Origin of the sequence: Vibrio sp. NC2, from assembly GCF_025195005.1 — a bacterium.
In the GTDB taxonomy this organism is placed as follows: domain Bacteria; phylum Pseudomonadota; class Gammaproteobacteria; order Enterobacterales; family Vibrionaceae; genus Vibrio; species Vibrio splendidus.
The window spans coordinates 53,730-72,450 of sequence record NZ_JANVFC010000016.1 but is presented as its reverse complement, the minus strand read 5'-3'; the positions used below and the strand labels follow the sequence as shown (position 1 = coordinate 72,450).

11 protein-coding genes are annotated in these 18,721 nt (G+C 44.8%); 6 read left to right on the top strand and 5 right to left on the bottom strand.

What is annotated here, in order from left to right:
• The first annotated feature begins 47 nt into the window (after nucleotides 1-47).
• Nucleotides 48-1,481, top strand: a complete 1,434-nt coding sequence (gene dacB / locus NX845_RS17760; protein WP_065682524.1) for a serine-type D-Ala-D-Ala carboxypeptidase — start codon at nucleotides 48-50, stop codon at nucleotides 1,479-1,481.
• A 136-nt stretch (nucleotides 1,482-1,617) separates the two neighbouring features.
• Here dacB and NX845_RS17755 read toward each other — a convergent pair whose 3' ends face one another.
• Nucleotides 1,618-2,463 carry a magnesium transporter gene (locus NX845_RS17755; RefSeq protein ID WP_065682525.1) on the bottom strand — a complete coding sequence of 282 codons (846 nt, stop codon included), beginning with the start codon at nucleotides 2,461-2,463 and terminating at the stop codon, nucleotides 1,618-1,620.
• A 404-nt stretch (nucleotides 2,464-2,867) separates the two neighbouring features.
• A complete protein-coding gene (gene tyrS / locus NX845_RS17750; RefSeq protein WP_065682526.1) occupies nucleotides 2,868-4,055 on the bottom strand; it encodes a tyrosine--tRNA ligase in 1,188 nt (395 codons plus the stop codon).
• Nucleotides 4,056-4,184: 129 nt separating this feature from the next.
• Between tyrS and NX845_RS17745 the strand changes: the two genes are divergently transcribed.
• Nucleotides 4,185-5,474, top strand: a complete 1,290-nt coding sequence (locus NX845_RS17745; RefSeq protein ID WP_017084252.1) for a peptidoglycan DD-metalloendopeptidase family protein — start codon at nucleotides 4,185-4,187, stop codon at nucleotides 5,472-5,474.
• Between the two features lie 90 nt (nucleotides 5,475-5,564).
• On the opposite strand, the gene NX845_RS17740 is transcribed toward NX845_RS17745, so the two are convergent.
• The 3 genes from NX845_RS17740 to erpA all read right to left on the bottom strand — a co-directional run bounded on the left by NX845_RS17740 (nucleotide 5,565) and on the right by erpA (nucleotide 10,494).
• Nucleotides 5,565-8,678 carry an efflux RND transporter permease subunit gene (locus NX845_RS17740; protein WP_065682527.1) on the bottom strand — a complete coding sequence of 1,038 codons (3,114 nt, stop codon included), beginning with the start codon at nucleotides 8,676-8,678 and terminating at the stop codon, nucleotides 5,565-5,567.
• A 10-nt stretch (nucleotides 8,679-8,688) separates the two neighbouring features.
• Complete coding sequence (locus tag NX845_RS17735; RefSeq protein WP_065682528.1) at nucleotides 8,689-9,813, bottom strand: efflux RND transporter periplasmic adaptor subunit; 1,125 nt, start codon at nucleotides 9,811-9,813, stop codon at nucleotides 8,689-8,691.
• A 339-nt stretch (nucleotides 9,814-10,152) separates the two neighbouring features.
• On the bottom strand, nucleotides 10,153-10,494 hold the full coding sequence (gene erpA / locus NX845_RS17730; RefSeq protein WP_004734539.1) for an iron-sulfur cluster insertion protein ErpA: 342 nt from the start codon (nucleotides 10,492-10,494) through the stop codon (nucleotides 10,153-10,155).
• Nucleotides 10,495-10,790: 296 nt separating this feature from the next.
• Here erpA and hemL point away from each other — a divergent pair, with 296 nt between their 5' ends.
• The 4 genes from hemL (at nucleotide 10,791) to NX845_RS17710 (ending at nucleotide 18,254) form a co-directional block, all read left to right on the top strand.
• On the top strand, nucleotides 10,791-12,086 hold the full coding sequence (gene hemL, locus NX845_RS17725; RefSeq protein ID WP_017084255.1) for a glutamate-1-semialdehyde 2,1-aminomutase: 1,296 nt from the start codon (nucleotides 10,791-10,793) through the stop codon (nucleotides 12,084-12,086).
• A 343-nt stretch (nucleotides 12,087-12,429) separates the two neighbouring features.
• On the top strand, nucleotides 12,430-13,515 hold the full coding sequence (locus tag NX845_RS17720) for an AI-2E family transporter (protein WP_004734536.1): 1,086 nt from the start codon (nucleotides 12,430-12,432) through the stop codon (nucleotides 13,513-13,515).
• 110 nt (nucleotides 13,516-13,625) lie between these two features.
• Nucleotides 13,626-14,648, top strand: a complete 1,023-nt coding sequence (gene rsmC, locus NX845_RS17715) for a 16S rRNA (guanine(1207)-N(2))-methyltransferase RsmC (protein ID WP_017088379.1) — start codon at nucleotides 13,626-13,628, stop codon at nucleotides 14,646-14,648.
• 216 nt (nucleotides 14,649-14,864) lie between these two features.
• Nucleotides 14,865-18,254, top strand: a complete 3,390-nt coding sequence (locus NX845_RS17710; RefSeq protein WP_017093915.1) for a response regulator — start codon at nucleotides 14,865-14,867, stop codon at nucleotides 18,252-18,254.
• The last annotated feature ends 467 nt before the right edge of the window (nucleotides 18,255-18,721 follow it).

Genomic DNA, 18,721 nt, shown 5'->3' with positions numbered 1-18,721 from the left:
TTTTTATATCTGTATACTGAAAACATCAGCCATCCAAGAAATCTTCTATGCGCCTTCTATCCACACTACTTGTATGTAGTTTTTCCATTAGCGCTTTCTCAGTTAACGCTTTCGCTTACCCCCCTCTAGATAAATTGCCTGATGGCAGTAGCACAAGTGTAATTTTGGAATCCCTGAGAGGCGATTCAAACAAAATGAATTCCAACAGTGATGGCTTCTACCCGCCCGCCAGTACTTTAAAGCTGGTGACAGCTTTAGCGGCTAAGTTGGAGTTAGGGGATGACTTTCACTACACGACCAGCATTGCCCGTTCTGGGAATGACTCAATCATTTCATTTAGTGGCGACCCGACCCTACAACGAGAACAGCTTAAAAGCCTTTTGGCTCAATACGCAAAATCTCAATCCAGAACCATCAAGGGCAACTTATACCTAGATAACTCGACTTTTACGGGCTATCAGCGAGCGGTGGGTTGGCCTTGGGACATTCTAGGGGTTTGTTACAGCGCGCCTTCGAGTGCGATGACCTTAGACAGCAACTGCGCACAAGCCTCTATTTATACAAAAGATAACGGCAGCACTCGTGTCTATATTCCCGCTCACTATCCGATAGACGTGACAACCACCGCAGCCACCGTAACTCGATCAGGGCAGAAGGCGACACAATGCGACTTAGAGCTCATTACCACTCCAGACAACGCTTACAAGCTCTCTGGTTGCTTAGTAGAGCGTAAGAAGCCACTACCACTCAAGTTTGCGATTCAAAACCCCGAGCTTTATACCTATCAAGTCGTGACATCGCTTCTTGAAGAGCTGAAAATCCAAGTTAAAGGCGATGTGATTATTGGTAAAAAAGCAAAAGCAAACAAAACCACGTTAGTCGCAAGCCATCATTCTGAAAAGCTTCCCGAACTGCTCGATACCATGCTGAAGAAATCAGACAATCTAATAGCAGACAACCTAACCAAAACACTGGGTGCAACGTTTTATGTCCAACCGGGCAGCTTCAATAATGGCACCGAGGCGATAAAACAGATATTACTGACCAAGGCCAACATTGACCTAAGCAAAGCACAGCTCGTCGATGGCTCAGGGTTATCCAGGAATAATCGAATGAGGTCACAGACCATGGCTCAAGTGCTTCGTTATATCTGGGAAAACGATCAACAGCTCAACCTAGTTGGGGCAATGCCAACTTCGGGCACTGATGGGACGCTTAAATACCGTCAAAGCATGAGAAAGGCACCAATCCAAGGTAATATTATTGCGAAAAGTGGGTCTTTGTACGGTAGCTACAACATGGCAGGTTTTGGTTTAGACAAAGCGGGCAATCCAAACTCTCTGTTTGTACAGTTTGTCCGAGATTACTTCCCGGAAGAGCAAGATCCAGAAAAACCTGTAGAAGCACCAATCACCCAGTTTGAACGAGCTTTCTACAAAGATGTGGTCGAGTTCAGTCAAATACAGAGTCAATCTCAATAGCGGCTTACTTGTAAAGTGCTGTTAATTAAACAATAAAAAATCGCGCTGAAGATCGTATGATCTTCAGCGCCATTTTTCTTTCTAAGATATTTTTCTTCGAAAGTGTTTTTTTTTCCAGAATATTTATTTAAGGGCGTTAAGCAATGCCCAAGAATGAATTCACTACCGTGAAGTAAATACACATCCCCGAAATATCGACTACTGAAGCCAAGACAGGGCTCACCAGCACCGCAGGATCTAACTTGAATAACCGAGCAACAATCGGCAATCCAGCGCCAAGCACGGTTGATATTGTCACTTGAATAAACAGAGCGACAGCAATCGCGTAAGCAATCATATTAATGTCGTAACCCCCCGTTGATTGGTTGTCACTGAACAGTAAGATGCGGCCTATCATCACCAAGGCAATCGCAAGCGCCAAGCAGATGGCAACTCTAAGTTCTTTCCATAAAACGTTCGCCCATTGGCGCTTCTTCAACTCGCCCGTGGCTAAGGCCCGAATGACCAAAGTCGCAGCTTGTGTTCCTGTATTGCCACCCGCAGCAGCGATCACCGGCATATAGATCGCCAGAAGTACTAGCTGACTAAGAATGTCTTCATACTGAGCAATGATAAGCCCAGAGACAATACCCAACAGCGCTAAGGCAATAATCCAACCGATACGTTGCCTTACGTGGCTTAGCACTCCAGTTGAAAGGTAACCTTGTTGAGGCTCAACCTCTGAGTAGATCAGCCCTAGTTGGTGAGCTAGATGTCGAGAGCGCTTCTCAAAGCCCTGCTCCTCTAGCTCACTAAGTAAAGTCTGAATAATACTGAGAGAGCATTGCCCAAGTACTAACACCGCATCTTCAAGCGGCATTCGGTTCAAAAGGTTAATTTGTTGCTCACGCCCATACTGTTGAAATGCATTCGATACAGCTTGGATGTCTTGCTCTGTGTACAAAGCTTCGATAGATAAAAAAGTGTTGTTCATTACCGTCATGGCGAATCTCCCGATTGGCAAAGGTAACGACCATCAAAACAAATAGCATAAGTTTATAGATTTATAGATTTATGCGCACCAAGAACTGAAAGCTACTGGTGTGTCTACTTGTTAGAATCTAGTGTGTGGAAAAGAATGAGGGGGAAAAACAAAGATACCCTACCCGAACGGCAGGACAATAGATCAATACCGAGACGGGTTATTCTTCTCCATTCAAACTAGGAGGATGGTCGGTATTGTTCATAAAAATCTCCAGAATTACTGTCAATATGACAGCGCGCATAGTGTAGCAATAGCCGTTCAAAAACTTCGTCAAATTCCTGTCAATAAATAGGAGTCAATAATTAGGGGCAATAAAAAAGGCATCCGTAGATGCCTTTTCGTCAAATCATTGAGATTTAATATTACTTGATAGTAATGCGAGCAAACTTACGCTTACCTACTTGGTAAACTGCAGTACCAGCTTCAGGTACGAATTTGCTGTCTTCAATCTTCTCGCCTTCAAGCTTAGCAGCGCCTTGCTTGATCATACGCATCGCATCAGAAGTAGAGTTTACAAGACCCGCTTCTTTTAGAACGTTCGCAATCGGTAGGCCGGCTTCGAATTCAAATTCAGGCATTTCATCAGGAACTTGGTTCTTAGCAAAACGGTTAACGAACTCTTGCTCAGCGGCTTCAGCATCTGCTTCACTGTGGAAACGAGCAATGATCTCTTTCGCTAGAAGTACTTTAACGTCACGAGGGTTTTTGCCCGCCTCAACGCCAGCTTTCAGTTCCGCAACTTCTTCAAGTGGACGGAAAGACAGTAGCTCGTAGTAGCTCCACATTAGATCGTCAGAGATAGACATGATCTTACCAAAAATCTCGCTTGGTGCTTCGCTAATACCGATGTAGTTGTGCGCAGACTTAGACATCTTCTTAACGCCGTCTAGACCTACAAGTAATGGCATCATCAGTACCGCTTGTGGTTTTTGACCTGCTGCTTTTTGCAGTTCACGACCCATTAGAAGGTTAAACTTCTGGTCAGTACCACCAAGCTCAACATCACTCTCTAGTGCAACAGAGTCGTGACCTTGTAGAAGTGGGTACATGAATTCGTGGATTGCGATCGGTTGACCACCAGCGTAACGCTTTTTAAAGTCATCACGCTCAAGCATACGAGCAACCGTTTGGTTAGAAGCAAGACGAATCATGCCTTCAGCACCAAGCTCAGATAGCCACTCAGAGTTGAAACGAATTTGTGTTTTCGCAGGATCTAGAATCTTGAATACTTGCTCTTTGTAAGTTTCAGCATTCTTCAATACGTCTTCACGGCTTAGCGGTGGACGCGTTGAGTTCTTACCTGATGGATCACCAACCATTGCAGTGAAATCACCAATAAGGAATGTCACTTCATGACCAAGCTCTTGGAAAGCACGAAGCTTGTTAAAGATAACCGTATGGCCTAGGTGGATATCTGGAGCAGTTGGATCGGCACCCAGCTTAATGCGTAAAGGACGACCTTCTTTTAATTTAGCAATCAGTTCGTCTTCTGGAATCAGTTCTTCTACGCCACGTTTGATCTCGGCTAGTGCAGCTTCAATACTCGCCATTCTTGTTCACTCCCACAGATTTGGCAAAAATATAATAATTAGACATCTTACTTGAATAGCGATGTATTTTGAAACCAGTTACACTATTCCGTCGTCGATTTTCATAATATTTACAGAACGAACCGGAACATGTTGTCTATTTTTGCACGCCTTCCTATTTTGCACCGGGCTTTTATCGCATTTTTTAGTGCCGTAATTTTCGTCGCGATTTTCTTACTCCCCGATGTCAGCAGTTTACGTGACGATACGGGCGCTTTAGTGGTGGGGAAACATTACCCACTAACTATCAATGCATCCGCACTTGTTAGCTCAAGTGACGCGCCGCCGACGGCTGTGCTCAATTGGGAGAAATACACTGTTCGTTCTGGCGAAAGCACCTCTGTTTTATTTGAACGCATTGGTCTCTCATACCGCTTGCTGATCACGCTACTCAATACCAATAACGATATTAAGAAGCAGCTGTCTAACCTAAGACCTGGCGATGTATTGCAATTCGGTTTTGACGAAAACAACGACCTTATTCAGTTAAAAAGACAACTTAGTGCGTTTGAAAGCTTCAAGATCACTAAGTCTGGCGATTCGTTTACCTCTAGCATCGACAAGAAAGAAGTTGCCTACCAATACAATTACGCTGAAGCCAACATTACCTCTAACTTCTGGAATGCAGGCGTTAGCGCAGGTTTAACCGCCAACCAAATCATGGAACTGGCGGGCATCTTTGGCTGGGATATCGACTTTGCATTGGATATTCGTAAGAACGACAGCTTCAAAATCTTATACCAAGAGAAAGTGGTTGAAGGTGAGGTGGTTGGTCGCGGTAAGATCATGGCAGCTGTATTCAAAAACCAAGGCGATTCATTTACCGCGGTATTGGATGATAAGAGCGGCAACTACTTCGATGAAAATGGTCGAGCAATGAAGAAAGCGTTCTTGCGCTCACCAATTGATTTTCGTCGTGTAACATCGAACTTTAATCCTACCAGGAGACACCCAGTAACCGGTAAGGTTCGAGCTCACCGCGGTACTGACTACGCAGCTCCTGTTGGCACGCCTATCTGGGCAGCCGGTGACGGTATTGTTCAGAAGTCTGGTTACAACCAATTTAATGGTAACTACGTGTTTATCCGCCACAGCAACACCTACATCACCAAGTACCTGCACATGAAGCGACGTATGGTGAAAACAGGTCAGCGCGTAAAACAAGGCCAAACCATTGGTACTTTGGGCGGTACAGGCCGTGTGACTGGCCCGCACTTACATTATGAATTCTTGGTTAATGGCGTACATAAAAATGCGCGTACCGTGAAATTACCGCAATCTAAGTCGTTAACAGGTAAAGCAAAAGCAACATTTATTGCGAACTCAGAAATTCGATTGAGTAACCTAGAGCGATACGGCCAGTTACTAGCAACTAATTAGGTGACTAGCGACTAATTAGATTAATAGCCATCTAAACCAACGAAAAGAGCGCCCACCAAGGCGCTCTTTTCATTTCCGTCGAACTAGTATTTATCGTTCATCGTCGTTGCTTTGGATCATATCAGGCTTCTTATCTCGCCCTAACATCAACAGACAAGGTGTCAGGACCAAGGTTAGTACCGTTGCAAAGGCCAAACCTCCCGCAATTGCCGTCGCGAGTTGAGACCACCATTGAGTGCTCGGCGCGCCGAATTCTATCTTTTGATTAATCAAATCGATGTTCATTTCTAACACCATCGGCATCAAGCCTAAAATGGTGGTAACCGTAGTCAGCATTACTGGTCTTAAACGTTGAACACCGGTTCTTAGAATCGCATCTCGCTTATCCAAGCCTCTTTTGATTAGCTGGTTATAGGTATCGATCAGCACGATGTTGTTATTCACCACTATTCCTGCCAGTGCAATCACCCCAATACCAGACATCACGATGCCAAACGGGCGCTGGAAGATTAGCAAACCAACAAATACACCAACGGTCGAAAACAACACCGCACTAAGAATCAAAAACGCTTGATAGAAACTATTGAACTGAGTAATCAAAATCAAAGCCATCACTGCCAATGCAACTAAGAAAGCACTTTGTAAGAAGGCTGACGAGTTTTCTTGTTCTTCATTTTGACCACGGATACGAAACTCGACACTACTTGGTAAACCTAACTCACTTAACGCTTGCTCAATCTTTGGCAGTTCGAGTGCAAGGTTATAACCCTCTTCCATATCCGCCATGATGTTCACGACACGCTTACCGTCAAGGCGCTTTATCGTGTCCTGCTTATGGTCTGGCACTATCTGAGCAAAGTTAGTGATCGGCACCAAGCCTGCTGGTGTTTTAACTCTTAGTTGGTCAAAGCGCCCAATATCTCTTTTATCGCTTGGGTAGCGCACCAAGATATCGACCTCTTCTGAAGAATCATCTGGGAGGTAATCGCCAATCTTTAGCCCATTAGTGACGAATTGAACCGTATTACCCACCAAGGTCGCATCAGCCGAAAAACGCGCAGCATCATCTCTGCGAATATCCACTTTCCAATCGATGCCATCTTTACTCGCGGTATCACTTATATTGGTCAGTGCCTGATTGCCATCCGCCCAGTTTCTTACAATTTTTGCAGCCTGATTCAGTTGCTCTGGTGTTCTTGCCGACAGCTCAATCACTAAGTCATTCTCAACCGGAGGCCCTGCATCTGGAAACTTATATTCAATCTCGACCCCTGCGTATTGATCGGTGTACACCTTTAATTCTTCAATGATCACCTTAACACTGCGACGGTATTGCCAATCAACAGGGGTAATCGAGATCAAACCAATCTGATCATCACCACCAGTACGCGTATAAACGGTATCGAACTCATCATGATTGAGCATCATCAACTCAATATCACGCATGATGACATCTTTCTCTTGGATAGAAAGATCACCATGGGAGCGAACTTTGACATTAAAGAATGGCGGATCCACTTCTGGGAAGAACTCTGCACCTAGACCCGCTTTTGAATACGTAAAACCAACCGCAACCGCGAGCAGTATCGCACTGATAAGAATCTTAAAGGGGTGCTTAATCGCAATCGACAACGTGTGGTAGTACGCTTTGGTTAAGCCTGTCGCTTGTGAAAAATCACCATTATGCAGTGCCACCATTCGAGCTTGGCTTTTGGGCGATACATATTGAGGTTTACCAATCAAACCACCGAGTACAGGCACAAACAACAACGCCATAATCAATGAAGCGGTTAAGGTTGCAATCAACGTTAATGGCAGGAACTTCATGAATTCGCCCGTTACATCCGGCCAAAACAGTAACGGAGCAAATGCCGCCAAGGTTGTCGCAGTAGATGCCGTTATTGGCCACGCCATTCGTTTCGCTGCATCTCGGTAAGCGGCTTTACGCCCTTCACCTTCTTGCATTCGCCTGTCGGCAAACTCGGTCACCACAATTGCGCCATCGACCAACATACCAACCGCCATGATCAACGAGAACAGCACCACGATGTTGACGGTTAGACCAAACACAGACAACACCAACAATCCCGTGAGGAATGATCCAGGAATTGAAATTCCGACCAATAGCGCGGTTCGAACACCAAGAATGGCGATGATCACGATCACCACTAAAATGATGGCGGACAAGATATTATTTTGAAGATCGTTGAGCATGATCTTCACATCTTTAGATTCATCCCAGGTGTATTTAACTAATAAGTTATTTGGCCATTCCGCTTGTTGTTGAGCACCAGCCATAACCGCTTTAACTAACTCTACGGTTTCGATGATATTTTCACCTGCACGCTTCTTGATATCCAAGACCACCGCAGATTTACCATCTAAACGGGCAAAGCTTTCAGGATCTCGAAACGCTCGGCGAACCGTGGCGACATCGCCAAAGGTCACTACCTGTTTACCATCCACTTTGATTGGCAACTCTAGTACGTCTTTTAAAGAGTTAAACACAGAAGGGACTTTGACCGAAAAACGCCCGTAGCCTGTATCAACAAAGCCTGCGGCCACCACTCGGTTATTCAAAGCAATCAGATTATAGATGTCCGCTTGATCTAGGCTGTAACTCTCCATCAACAGCGGATCGACAATGATCTCGACGATGTCATCGCGATCGCCCGCAATATCGACTTCAAGGATCTGACGATAACTTTCGAGCTTATCCCCAAGTTCTCGAGCAATTTGCACTATGGTGCGCTCAGGCACGGTACCAAACAGAACCACAGACAACACAGGCTGCTCAGAAGCGAGGGTAACTTCATTTACAGTCGGCTCATCGCTATCTTCTGGCAATTTGGGCTTAGCCAGATCAACCGCGTCACGAACATCAGCCATCGCTTTAGTAAGATCGACGCCAACATTAAACTCTAACACCACAGAGGCGTGCCCTTCTGCTGCGGTTGCTGTCATCTCTTTTACGCCTTCGATTGACCTAAGCTCTTGCTCAATAGGTCGAACCAATAAACGTTCTGCATCCGTTGGCGAGATCCCTTGGTGCCCGACCGAAACATAGATAATTGGGATGGTAATGTCTGGGCTCGATTCCTTAGGTATCGTGATATAGGTGACGACACCGGCTACAAGGATTAACGCTAAAAGGGAGAGCATTGTTCGAGCACGAGACAAGGCTGCATCAATAATTGAATACATCGGCTATCTCCTACTCAGCAATTACATTAGAGAGTTCAGCGCCTTGCTCAACAGCAATCACCGAATCACCATCACGAACAAACCCTTGGCCTACTGTGATGATATCGACGCGTTGTCCAAGTCCTGTGAGCCAAACTCCATCTTGCTCTGCCTTTATTAGCTGAATGCCTACAAATTTCACGGTTGGTGAGTCATCGACTAAAACCAAAGTTTTGACCCCAAGGTTACCAGCCTCATCTAGTGCCAACATGGCTGGTGTCACTTTGATAGCGTCTCTCGTTTCTAGATTGAGGGTTACTTCGGCACTGACACCGGCAGGTAACAGGCCATCGGAGTTATCGATTTCAATCTCTATTGGGAAGGTATTGGTAGCAGCAGAAGAGATACGAGAAACATAGCGTAAGCGGCCTTCCGCTTCTTCTCGCCCTAACAAGCGAACCAAAGCAGATTGATTGACTAGCAAATGCTGGATATGACGCTCACTGACATCGGCCTCAATAACCAAAGGATCGAGGTCAATCACGCCCGCGACCGGATCGCCAACACCAACGAAATCACCGAGCTCCACCATCAAATCTTGAACCACACCCGAAAAAGGCGAAGTAATCACAGTATTCTTTAAAGCCAATTCCGCATTGCGCTTCATGGCCTTTGCTTCCGTTAATGAAGCCTCAGCGGTGGTATAAGCGATTTCTCCTTGAAGCCCTCTTTTCTTCAATGATTGCGCGGCCTTAAATTCTTTTTGTTTTAATCGATATAAAGCAGAGGCTCGTTCCAGTTGAATCTCTAAATCACCTTTATCTATCTGAACAATGGCTTGTCCAACTTTAACCGCATCGCCCTTAACAACGTTCAATCTAACAACCTTGCCCGCGACTTCAGCCCCCAAACGAGCATGTCTATCGGGCGCCGTTCGACCATAGAGATCAATCGTTTTAAAGGTCGGTGATGAAGTAAATGTTTGAAAGGAGACCTTCGCCAACGGAATTTCTGTCGCTTTTTTCTCAGGCGACTCTTCCGCTTGCCCCACTCCTAAACCAAGCCAAATCGACAACAGCACAACTAGAATCAGAGAAACCAACCACGGCTGTTTCAGTTTCTGAAAAAGTGGAGAGTTAGAAAATAGAGTGGGCATAGCAAATCCTTTTGTCCGATGTTATTAAGGCGCGCTAATTAGCTTAACACTGTCATATGCAACATCCTGATGCACAGCGGTAACCTTAACAGACCCACACCCAACGAAGTTGGACTCTATCGACAGTTTAAAAAATATGGCGTTTACTATAAGACAGGTAGATGAAATAAAGACTACACATTCCCCACCTAAATATCTCTTGGTGTATATGGCTAGAATAGGTCGAATTACTGTCTGTTTTATATGATGTATTTCTTAAAAACAAAAACGCCGAGCATGAGCTCAGCGTTTAAAATATTTCTAATGTAGCTCTCAGATCAAGCTACCTTTCAGTTCACGTTAGACGCTAAATGATGCACCACAACCACATGTTGTTGTCGCGTTCGGGTTGTTCACAAAGAAGCGTGCGCCTTCTAGGCCTTCAGTGTAATCAACCATGCCGCCCATTAAGTACTGTAGGCTCATTGGGTCAACAACCAGCGTAACACCGCTGTTTACAATAGTAGTGTCGCCATCATTTACTTTTTCATCAAATGTGAAGCCGTATTGGAAACCACTACAACCGCCACCTGTAATGTATACACGCAGTTTTAGTTCTGGGTTTTCTTCTTCAGCAATTAGCGTTTGTACGCGTGTAGCTGCTGCATCAGAAAAAGACAATGGGATATTTACTTCGCTCACGACAACCTCTCTTACCTGTGTCAAAAACAACATGATACAAATCTAATTCGAGACCATAGTTGTTGAGTATTTTCTTATATTCTGGTGATTATCTAATACCTGACTGAAACGTTCAAGTATTCACCACAGGATCGTTCCTTTTACTGTCGTAAACTCGCCCATATCTGACAATTAAAACGTGTAACCACACAAAACAACCAGATTCGGGGGATTATATCGGCGAAAGCATTCCTAGTTGGATTCTGGATAGGTACAATGCGTGCCAATTGGTCCGACAGTCAAAAGAGGATATATCAATGACCAAATCAGCAGAACTGTATCAAAAGGCACAGCAAACTATTCCAGGTGGCGTTAACTCTCCAGTGCGCGCTTTTAACGGTGTAGGTGGTTCTCCAATCTTCGTTGATAGAGCTGACGGCCCACTTCTTTTTGATGCTGATGGGAAAGCATATATCGATTACGTTGGCTCTTGGGGCCCAATGATCCTTGGTCACAACCACGCAGTTATCCGTGAAGCTGTCATTGATGCAGCGCAACGCGGCCTTAGCTTCGGAGCTCCAACCGAAACTGAAATCAAAATGGCTGAACTTGTCTCTGAGATGGTTCCATCAATGGAACAGCTGCGTATGGTGAGCTCAGGTACAGAAGCAACAATGAGTGCGATTCGTCTTGCTCGTGGCTTTACTGGTCGTGACAAAATTCTTAAGTTTGAAGGCTGTTACCACGGTCACGCAGACAGCCTACTGGTAAAAGCAGGTTCTGGCGCACTGACTTTAGGTCAACCAAGCTCTCCTGGTGTACCTGCTGATTTTGCGAAACTAACGCTAACAGCAACCTTCAACAATCTAGATTCAGTACGTGAAATCTTCGCAGCAAACAAAGGCGAGATCGCTTGTATCATCGTTGAGCCTGTAGCGGGTAACATGAACTGCATCCCTCCAGTAGAAGGCTTCCACGAAGGTCTACGTGAAATCTGTGACCAAGAAGGTGCGTTGCTAATCTTTGATGAAGTAATGACAGGTTTCCGCGTTGCTGAAGGTTGTGCTCAGGCTTACTACAACATCAAGCCAGACCTAACGTGTCTTGGTAAAGTGATTGGCGGCGGAATGCCTGTGGGTGCTTTCGGCGGTCGTAAAGATGTGATGCAGTACATCGCGCCAACGGGCCCTGTTTACCAAGCGGGTACGCTTTCAGGTAACCCTGTAGCTATGGCAGCTGGCTACGCGTGTTTGAACCTTCTAAGAGAAGAAGGCAACGAAAAGCGTCTAGCATCAAAAACTAAGCAACTAGCTAATGGCTTCAAGCAACTTGCAGACAAGCACGGCATTCCAATGCTAGTCCACCAAGTTGGCGGTATGTTTGGTTTCTTCTTCACAGATCAAGAAACAGTAACCTGCTACGAAGATGTAACTAAGTGTGATGTCGAACGCTTCAAGCGCTTCTTCCATCTAATGTTAGATCACGGTGTTTACCTTGCACCGTCGGCATTCGAAGCAAGCTTTACTTCTCTTGCTCATGGTTCAAAAGAACTGGATGCAACACTAGAAGCTGCTGATCGCTCTCTTGCGATTATTGCTGCTGAAAGCAAATAGTCGAAAGCACTTTATAAGTCGCTAACCGATTGAATTTAGGGCTGCATTAGATGCAGCCCTTTTTAATACATCACGCTCGCTAACCACAAATATAACAGCTTACTTACCCTTCGATTAAGGCTAAAACTGAACTGAAAACGCCTAACGTTCCCAGAAAAGAAAAACCAACAACATCAAGGTACCAAGGAACATTCTGAACCAAGGGATCTCTTTTTTTGTTTGCTGTTCTTCATCTTGGCATTTCTTATCTTTATTACAGCATCCCATTATCAAAACTCCTCATTGCTAACTCTCTGTTTTGCAGCCATTATAAACTCAGAACGCAAATATAGAGACCATTAACGTGTCAGAAAAACTCAAAATCAATACCAGCCACTGGGTGATCATCATTGCCCTACTTGCGGCGGCTTATGCTTGTTACTTGCTTATAGAGCCGTACGTCAACTCAATCGTGATGGCCTTTATCATTTCACTATTGATGTTCCCAATCCATGAGTGGCTTGAAAAAAAGCTCCCGAATAAAGAAAACATCGTCTCTCTGTTGTCTTGTGTGATTCTGACTTTCATTATTGTTATCCCTTTATTGGCAGTATTCGCAGCAATTGTTCAGCAAGGTTCTCTGTTCTCTCAGAACACCTACCAATGGGTGACCCACGGCGGTATTCAGACTTTATTTGCACACCCATTAGTGGTCAAAGCGCTGTCATTTGTGAATAACTACTTGCCTTTCGACAACATTGAGCCTCAAGCCATCGCACAGAAAGTCGGTGAATTTGCGACCAGCTTTGGCTCAAAACTGGTTGGTATCAGTGCAAAAATCCTTGGTGATGCGACCAATTTCTTGATGGATTTCTTCTTGATGCTGTTTGTTCTGTTCTTCTTATTAAGAGATCACGACAAAATCATCAGCGTTGTTCGTCATATTTTGCCTTTATCTCGTAGCCAAGAAGACAAATTGCTAACCGAGATTGAGCAAGTATCGAAATCAGCTGTAATGGGTTCATTCTTAACCGCAATAGCGCAAGGTTTTGCGGGCGGGTTAGGTATGTGGATTGCCGGTTTCCCAGGCCTATTCTGGGGCACCATGATGGGCTTTGCCTCTTTCATCCCAGTTGTGGGTACCGCATTAATCTGGATCCCAGCAGCAACTTACTTGTTCCTAACTGGTGATACCACATGGGCGATTTTCCTAACGGTTTACTGTGTAGCGATTGTTGGTTCTATTGATAACCTGCTTCGTCCGCTGCTGATGCAAGGCAGTGCAGGCATGAATACCCTGATGATCTTCTTCTCACTGTTAGGTGGTATTCAACTGTTCGGCTTAATTGGTCTTATCTACGGCCCGCTAATCTTTGCGATTACCATTGTCCTATTCAACATCTACGATGAAGAGTTTAAAGACTTTTTAAACCAGCAAGACAAGAGTTAATCAACTGTTCGACAACTTGGTTGCCGAACGAGTATTAAACACTTCAAGCTTTGGGCGGATTATGCGAAAATCCGCCCTCATTTTTTGCTAACGATTCAATAGAGTGTCCTATGTCAGCTTATATTGCCCCAAGCCAGATTGCTCAACGTCAACTCGCCTACTTTGAAGGCAAACATGTTTTAGTTGCAGGTGAGGCAGAAGACTTATTCCCTGTTGAATTAGCGAAACATTGTGAATCAGTCACCGTGTTTACCTCTAATTACAGCTACTACCGTCAATTAGAAGGCTGCAACACCATCCAACGTTTTTATGGTGCGGAGTTTACCGAAGAAACCAAAGCCGACTTAGTGATGCTGTACTGGCCAAAGGCTAAAGCAGAAGCGGAATTTCTGTTGGCGATGTTATTTGCCAAGCTAGGTAAAGATACCGAGATTGTCGTAGTTGGCGAGAATCGTTCTGGTGTTAAAAGTATCGAGAAGATGTTCGCTCCTTACGGTAAAGTCGTGAAATACGATTCGGCGCGCCGTTGCTCTTTCTACTGGGGTCAATGCTTCGAGCAACCACAAGCCTTCAATCTGCAAGACTGGTTTAAAACCTATACGGTTAACATTGATGAGCAGTCACTGACTGTAAAAAGCCTTCCAGGTGTGTTTAGTCACGGCCAATTTGATGTAGGTAGCCAACTGCTACTTGATACTCTACCAAAGCTGAAAGGTAAGGTACTGGATTTCGGTTGTGGTGCAGGTGTATTAGGCGCGGTAATGGCATCTCGTCACCCTGATATCGAGCTAGAAATGTGCGACATCAGTGCATTTGCCGTGGCATCAAGCCAAGCTACGTTAGAAGCGAACGGTTTAACGGGAAATGTCTTCGCCTCAGATGTCTATTCCGACACATCAAAAGACTACCAATTCATCATCAGTAACCCACCATTCCATTCTGGTTTGGATACAAGCTACAGCGCAACTGAGACCTTACTTGCTCAGGCTCCTAAGCATTTGAAGCGTTCTGGCGAGATGATTATTGTTGCGAACAGTTTCTTAAAATACGTTCCAATTATTGAACAAGCGTTTGGAAAATGCGCGACTCTAAATAAGACCACTAAATTCGCGATCTACCACGCAAACAAATAGCCTATCTAGCACAGCGCAGGGTCATTATCTGCGCTGTCTGTTCATATTTTTGTCAAAACTCTATAAAAATGAGCTTTTGCACACGCTTTAAATACCACTTACTTGTCAAAGTAAAAAAACTCGTTAATTTCGTTAAATTGGAACCCGTTAATTCTATTCTCTGTACTTGTTTTCAGCCCTTTTAGCAGTACATCAAAGGAAAGTAGTACCCAATTTATGTTTAGATTCTATCGTAAGCAGAAGTTTAAGCGCCTTCAAAATACCCTAATGCTGGCATTTCTTGTCCTCAGTATTACCCCAGTGACACTTATCGCGATATTTTTCCTCCAGTCGCACAGTCAGGATCTTCAGGAACAAAGTACTTCGCACCTTGTTTCGGTCCGTGATACTAAGCAACAGCAAATTGTCGATTACCTACAAGCTCAAGAGTCCCAAGTCATGGGCTTTGTTCGCTCAGAACTTGCCAATGCCAGTGGCGGGCGATTCTATGGTTTAATTAATGCGTTCCAACGCTTAGGGTTAGATATTGATGAAGCGCGCAGTAATGCGCAGCAGCGTTACATTCAAGGCTCTGGCGATCAAATCAAGACATCGATTCTTCCAGAATCTAGTAGCTTTATTGGCAGCGAACGTTATCGACTGCTTCACAAGCGCTACCATAACTCATATCAAGAATTGCTTAAGCGTTCAGACTTTGATGACATTCTATTAGTCGACATTAACGGTAACGTCGCTTACTCAATCTTTAAGCGTGATGATTACGGCACTAACTTGCTAACAGGTAAGTACAAAGATTCAAACCTAGGCGTTACCTTTCAACGCTTAGCAAAAGACGTAAAAGACAAACGTAAATCCAACGAGGACTATACACCGGTTATCGTTTCTGACTTTAAAGATGAGAACGGTAAGCAGACGGCTTGGTTAGGTGCGCCTATTGTTCAACAAGGCTACCTGCACAGTTACGCCATGTTTAGGCTGCCAATCAATGGGATTACGAAGCTAATTGCGGATCTCAACAAGAGTTCAAATATTCAAACACTGCTTGTGGGGGATGATCACCTGCCACGCAGCCTCGCCCATTCGCAAGAGTCGATTAATTTAAGCTTAGACGTTGTCGACAAAGCATTGGCTGGCGAAACAGCCGTTGGTACGTTCAACAACACTCAAGATCAAGCGATCATCGCAGCATATACCCCAATTGAGCTGAAATACGCAACATGGGCTCTTGTCGTAGAGCTGCCAGAAAAAGAGGCGTTTGCCCGTATTCATCAGTTAGAGAAGATCTTCGTGATCGTGATGCTCACAGCGATCATTCTTGTGTTTGTTGCATCGCATTATCTGTCCAATTTCATCACTTCTCCTCTCCTCAAGCTCACATGGGCTGCCGAGAAAGTCTCTGCAGGTGATCTTGATGAAACCATGATCAATACCGAACGCAAAGATGAAATAGGCCGACTCGCGGTTAGCTTCGAAAGAATGCAGCGATCGATCCGTGAAAAAATGCAGCTCATCAAGAGCCAAAACGGTGAGCTTGAGGACAACCTTAAGACCATTCAAAAGCAAAACGAAGAGTTGCAACTGGCGAACAAACTTAAAGATGAATTCTTAGCCACCACCTCACATGAATTGAGAACGCCATTGCATGGCATGGTTGGTATCGCTGAAGCGCTAATATCTGGTGCTAACGGTCCTATTCCGGCCAACCAGAAGTACCAACTGGATATCATCATCAATAGTGGCCAGAGGTTGGCGACACTGGTTGATGACCTGCTTGATTATCACAAGATGCGCTATGGCAGCTTGGATATTAAGAAGTCTGCTGTTGATTTATCTGCAGCCACCAGCTTAGTACTTGAGTTATCTCATCACCTGTTAGGTAACAAGCCAATCCGCATCATTAACCAAGTGCCAAGTGATTTAGGTCTCGTTTCATCGGATCCTCAACGACTTGAGCAAGTGATGTATAACTTGGTTGGCAATGCTATCAAGTACACATCAGAAGGTAAGATTGTTATCTCAGCAAGCGTCATCGACGACAACATACGAGTACAAGTTGTTGATACCGGCCAAGGTATACCTGCTGAATATCTTGAACACATCTTTGAGCCATTGATTCAAGCTGGCCAAGACGCAAGTAACTATCGCCAAGGTGCCGGCCTTGGGTTATCCATCAGTCGTCAGTTAATCGAGTTGATGGGTGGTTCGCTGTATGTAAGTAGCCAGCCGATGCTTGGCACTACATTCAGCTTCACATTACCTTTAGCTACCCAAGAAGAACTGGATAGCTACAGTGAGTCAGGGAGCTACTCACACTTCCAAGCGCCGGATTTAATTGATAACACTCAGCAAGAAAACAGCGCTATCAGTGAAAACCCAAATGGCCCGTTATTGGTTATCGCCGATGATGAGCCGGTGAACCTGCGCGTATTAGACAGCTTCTTGAAGCTAGAAGGTTATCGAGTTCGCACCGCCTGTGACGGCCCTGAGACCATTGAACTGATTGAAAAAGAGAAACCCGAGTTACTTCTGCTCGACATCATGATGCCAGGTATGAGCGGCTATCAGGTTTGTGAAGCACTGCGTAAACAATACGATCATGCACAATTGCCAATCATCATGCTAACGGCACTCAACCAAGCGGAAGACCGGGTTCGCGGTTTCGAAGCGGGTGCCAATGACTATTTATCCAAGCCTTTCAACAAACAAGAACTGGCGGCGCGAATTACTGCGCACCTATCAGCAAGCAAAGCTGAGCAAAGACGTCTTGAGAATGATCAATTGCAACTAGAGCTTAAACACCGAGCTATGGTTGAAGCTAACCTACTAGAAACTCAAGGCCGCTTGTTGGAGCAGTTGGAATCAGCCCCTGAGGCCATCATCTGTATTCGTGATGACCAACGTATTCGCTTCGCCAACGAAGCGGCTGCTAAGCTGTTTAGACGTGGGCAAGAACAACTCAAGCGCTCAATGGCCGACGAGATCATCGCGCCTAAATACCTGAAGGTGGAACAAGCTCACTACTGTGGTGATATTGATATCTATATAGACGACACACGTCAGCGCATTCCAAGTGATATCCTTAAACTACCTGAAGGCTCAGGGCTCGACACCATGTATATCTTCAATGTCGGTGGTGGCGTTAACTCAAACCGAGTCAATAACCTCGAAACAGCGGTTGAGGCACTTTCAAGCTACGCCTTTGAAGGTGACAAAGATAAGCTTCAACAACTGAAGGAGCTTGGCGGTGAATTTACTCGCCTTGCTGATAAGGCAACCGGTGAGGGTAAAAACAAGCAAGAGCTGATGCGTGAAGTACTAGTCGATGTCATGACCAATGCCATTATCTACTGGGAGTCTGTTACTGGGGAGACCAAGTTTGCTTTCGCAGAAAAGAGTGGCTTATGGAGAGTCTACTTAGACCGCAGTACCCTACAAACTAGAACGCTAGACAAATACCTACGAGTAGAAACTCTACCGAAAACACCTCGCTGGCGAACGGTACTGAGCTCTATCGAATTCATACTTGAGCACTGTAAAGAACAAACACCAGAAAGAACTCATATCGAGATGCTAAGGGATAAACTACAGAAACTACTGACCAGCTAACCCTGAAGTAAGATCACGATACTGTAAATAATGGAGCCCACTTAGCGTGGGCTTTTTTGTACGCCTAATAATCACAAAAAGTAGAATCCCAACGCTTGCAACGCACTTTTTTTACGTCTTTAAACAAGGAGGAATTCACGCCAATTACGCATAGTGCGTACTCGTAACCATCAGTACTTTTCGTTCTATTCTCAATCATATCTGACCGTTATCTTACTCTTTGTTGCAGTTTGAGAAGCGAGTCACAACAGAACGGCAGATTTAATTTTCTAGGGAAATTTAACGTAAAAGCGGCAAGTGACCAAGATCTACAATCACAAAACCTTAGCCTAAAGCTTTATAATAAAAAGCTCAGGTAGTTAGTGACCACTTACATCCAACCGATACAGCAAAACCAAATGCGAGTCACATCACCTTAACAATTGCGCACAAAAAACCACCAAAGCACCCCGTTTTGACGTTAATGA

Bases quoted from the DNA above. Each gene is read 5' to 3' on its own strand.
- dacB (WP_065682524.1), top strand. From the start codon at position 48: ATGCGCCTTCTATCCACACTACTTGTATGTAGTTTTTCCATTAGCGCT.
- NX845_RS17755 (WP_065682525.1), bottom strand. From the start codon at position 2,463: ATGACGGTAATGAACAACACTTTTTTATCTATCGAAGCTTTGTACACA.
- tyrS (WP_065682526.1), bottom strand. From the start codon at position 4,055: ATGGCGAGTATTGAAGCTGCACTAGCCGAGATCAAACGTGGCGTAGAA.
- NX845_RS17745 (WP_017084252.1), top strand. From the start codon at position 4,185: ATGTTGTCTATTTTTGCACGCCTTCCTATTTTGCACCGGGCTTTTATC.
- NX845_RS17740 (WP_065682527.1), bottom strand. From the start codon at position 8,678: ATGTATTCAATTATTGATGCAGCCTTGTCTCGTGCTCGAACAATGCTC.
- NX845_RS17735 (WP_065682528.1), bottom strand. From the start codon at position 9,813: ATGCCCACTCTATTTTCTAACTCTCCACTTTTTCAGAAACTGAAACAG.
- hemL (WP_017084255.1), top strand. From the start codon at position 10,791: ATGACCAAATCAGCAGAACTGTATCAAAAGGCACAGCAAACTATTCCA.
- rsmC (WP_017088379.1), top strand. From the start codon at position 13,626: ATGTCAGCTTATATTGCCCCAAGCCAGATTGCTCAACGTCAACTCGCC.
- NX845_RS17710 (WP_017093915.1), top strand. From the start codon at position 14,865: ATGTTTAGATTCTATCGTAAGCAGAAGTTTAAGCGCCTTCAAAATACC.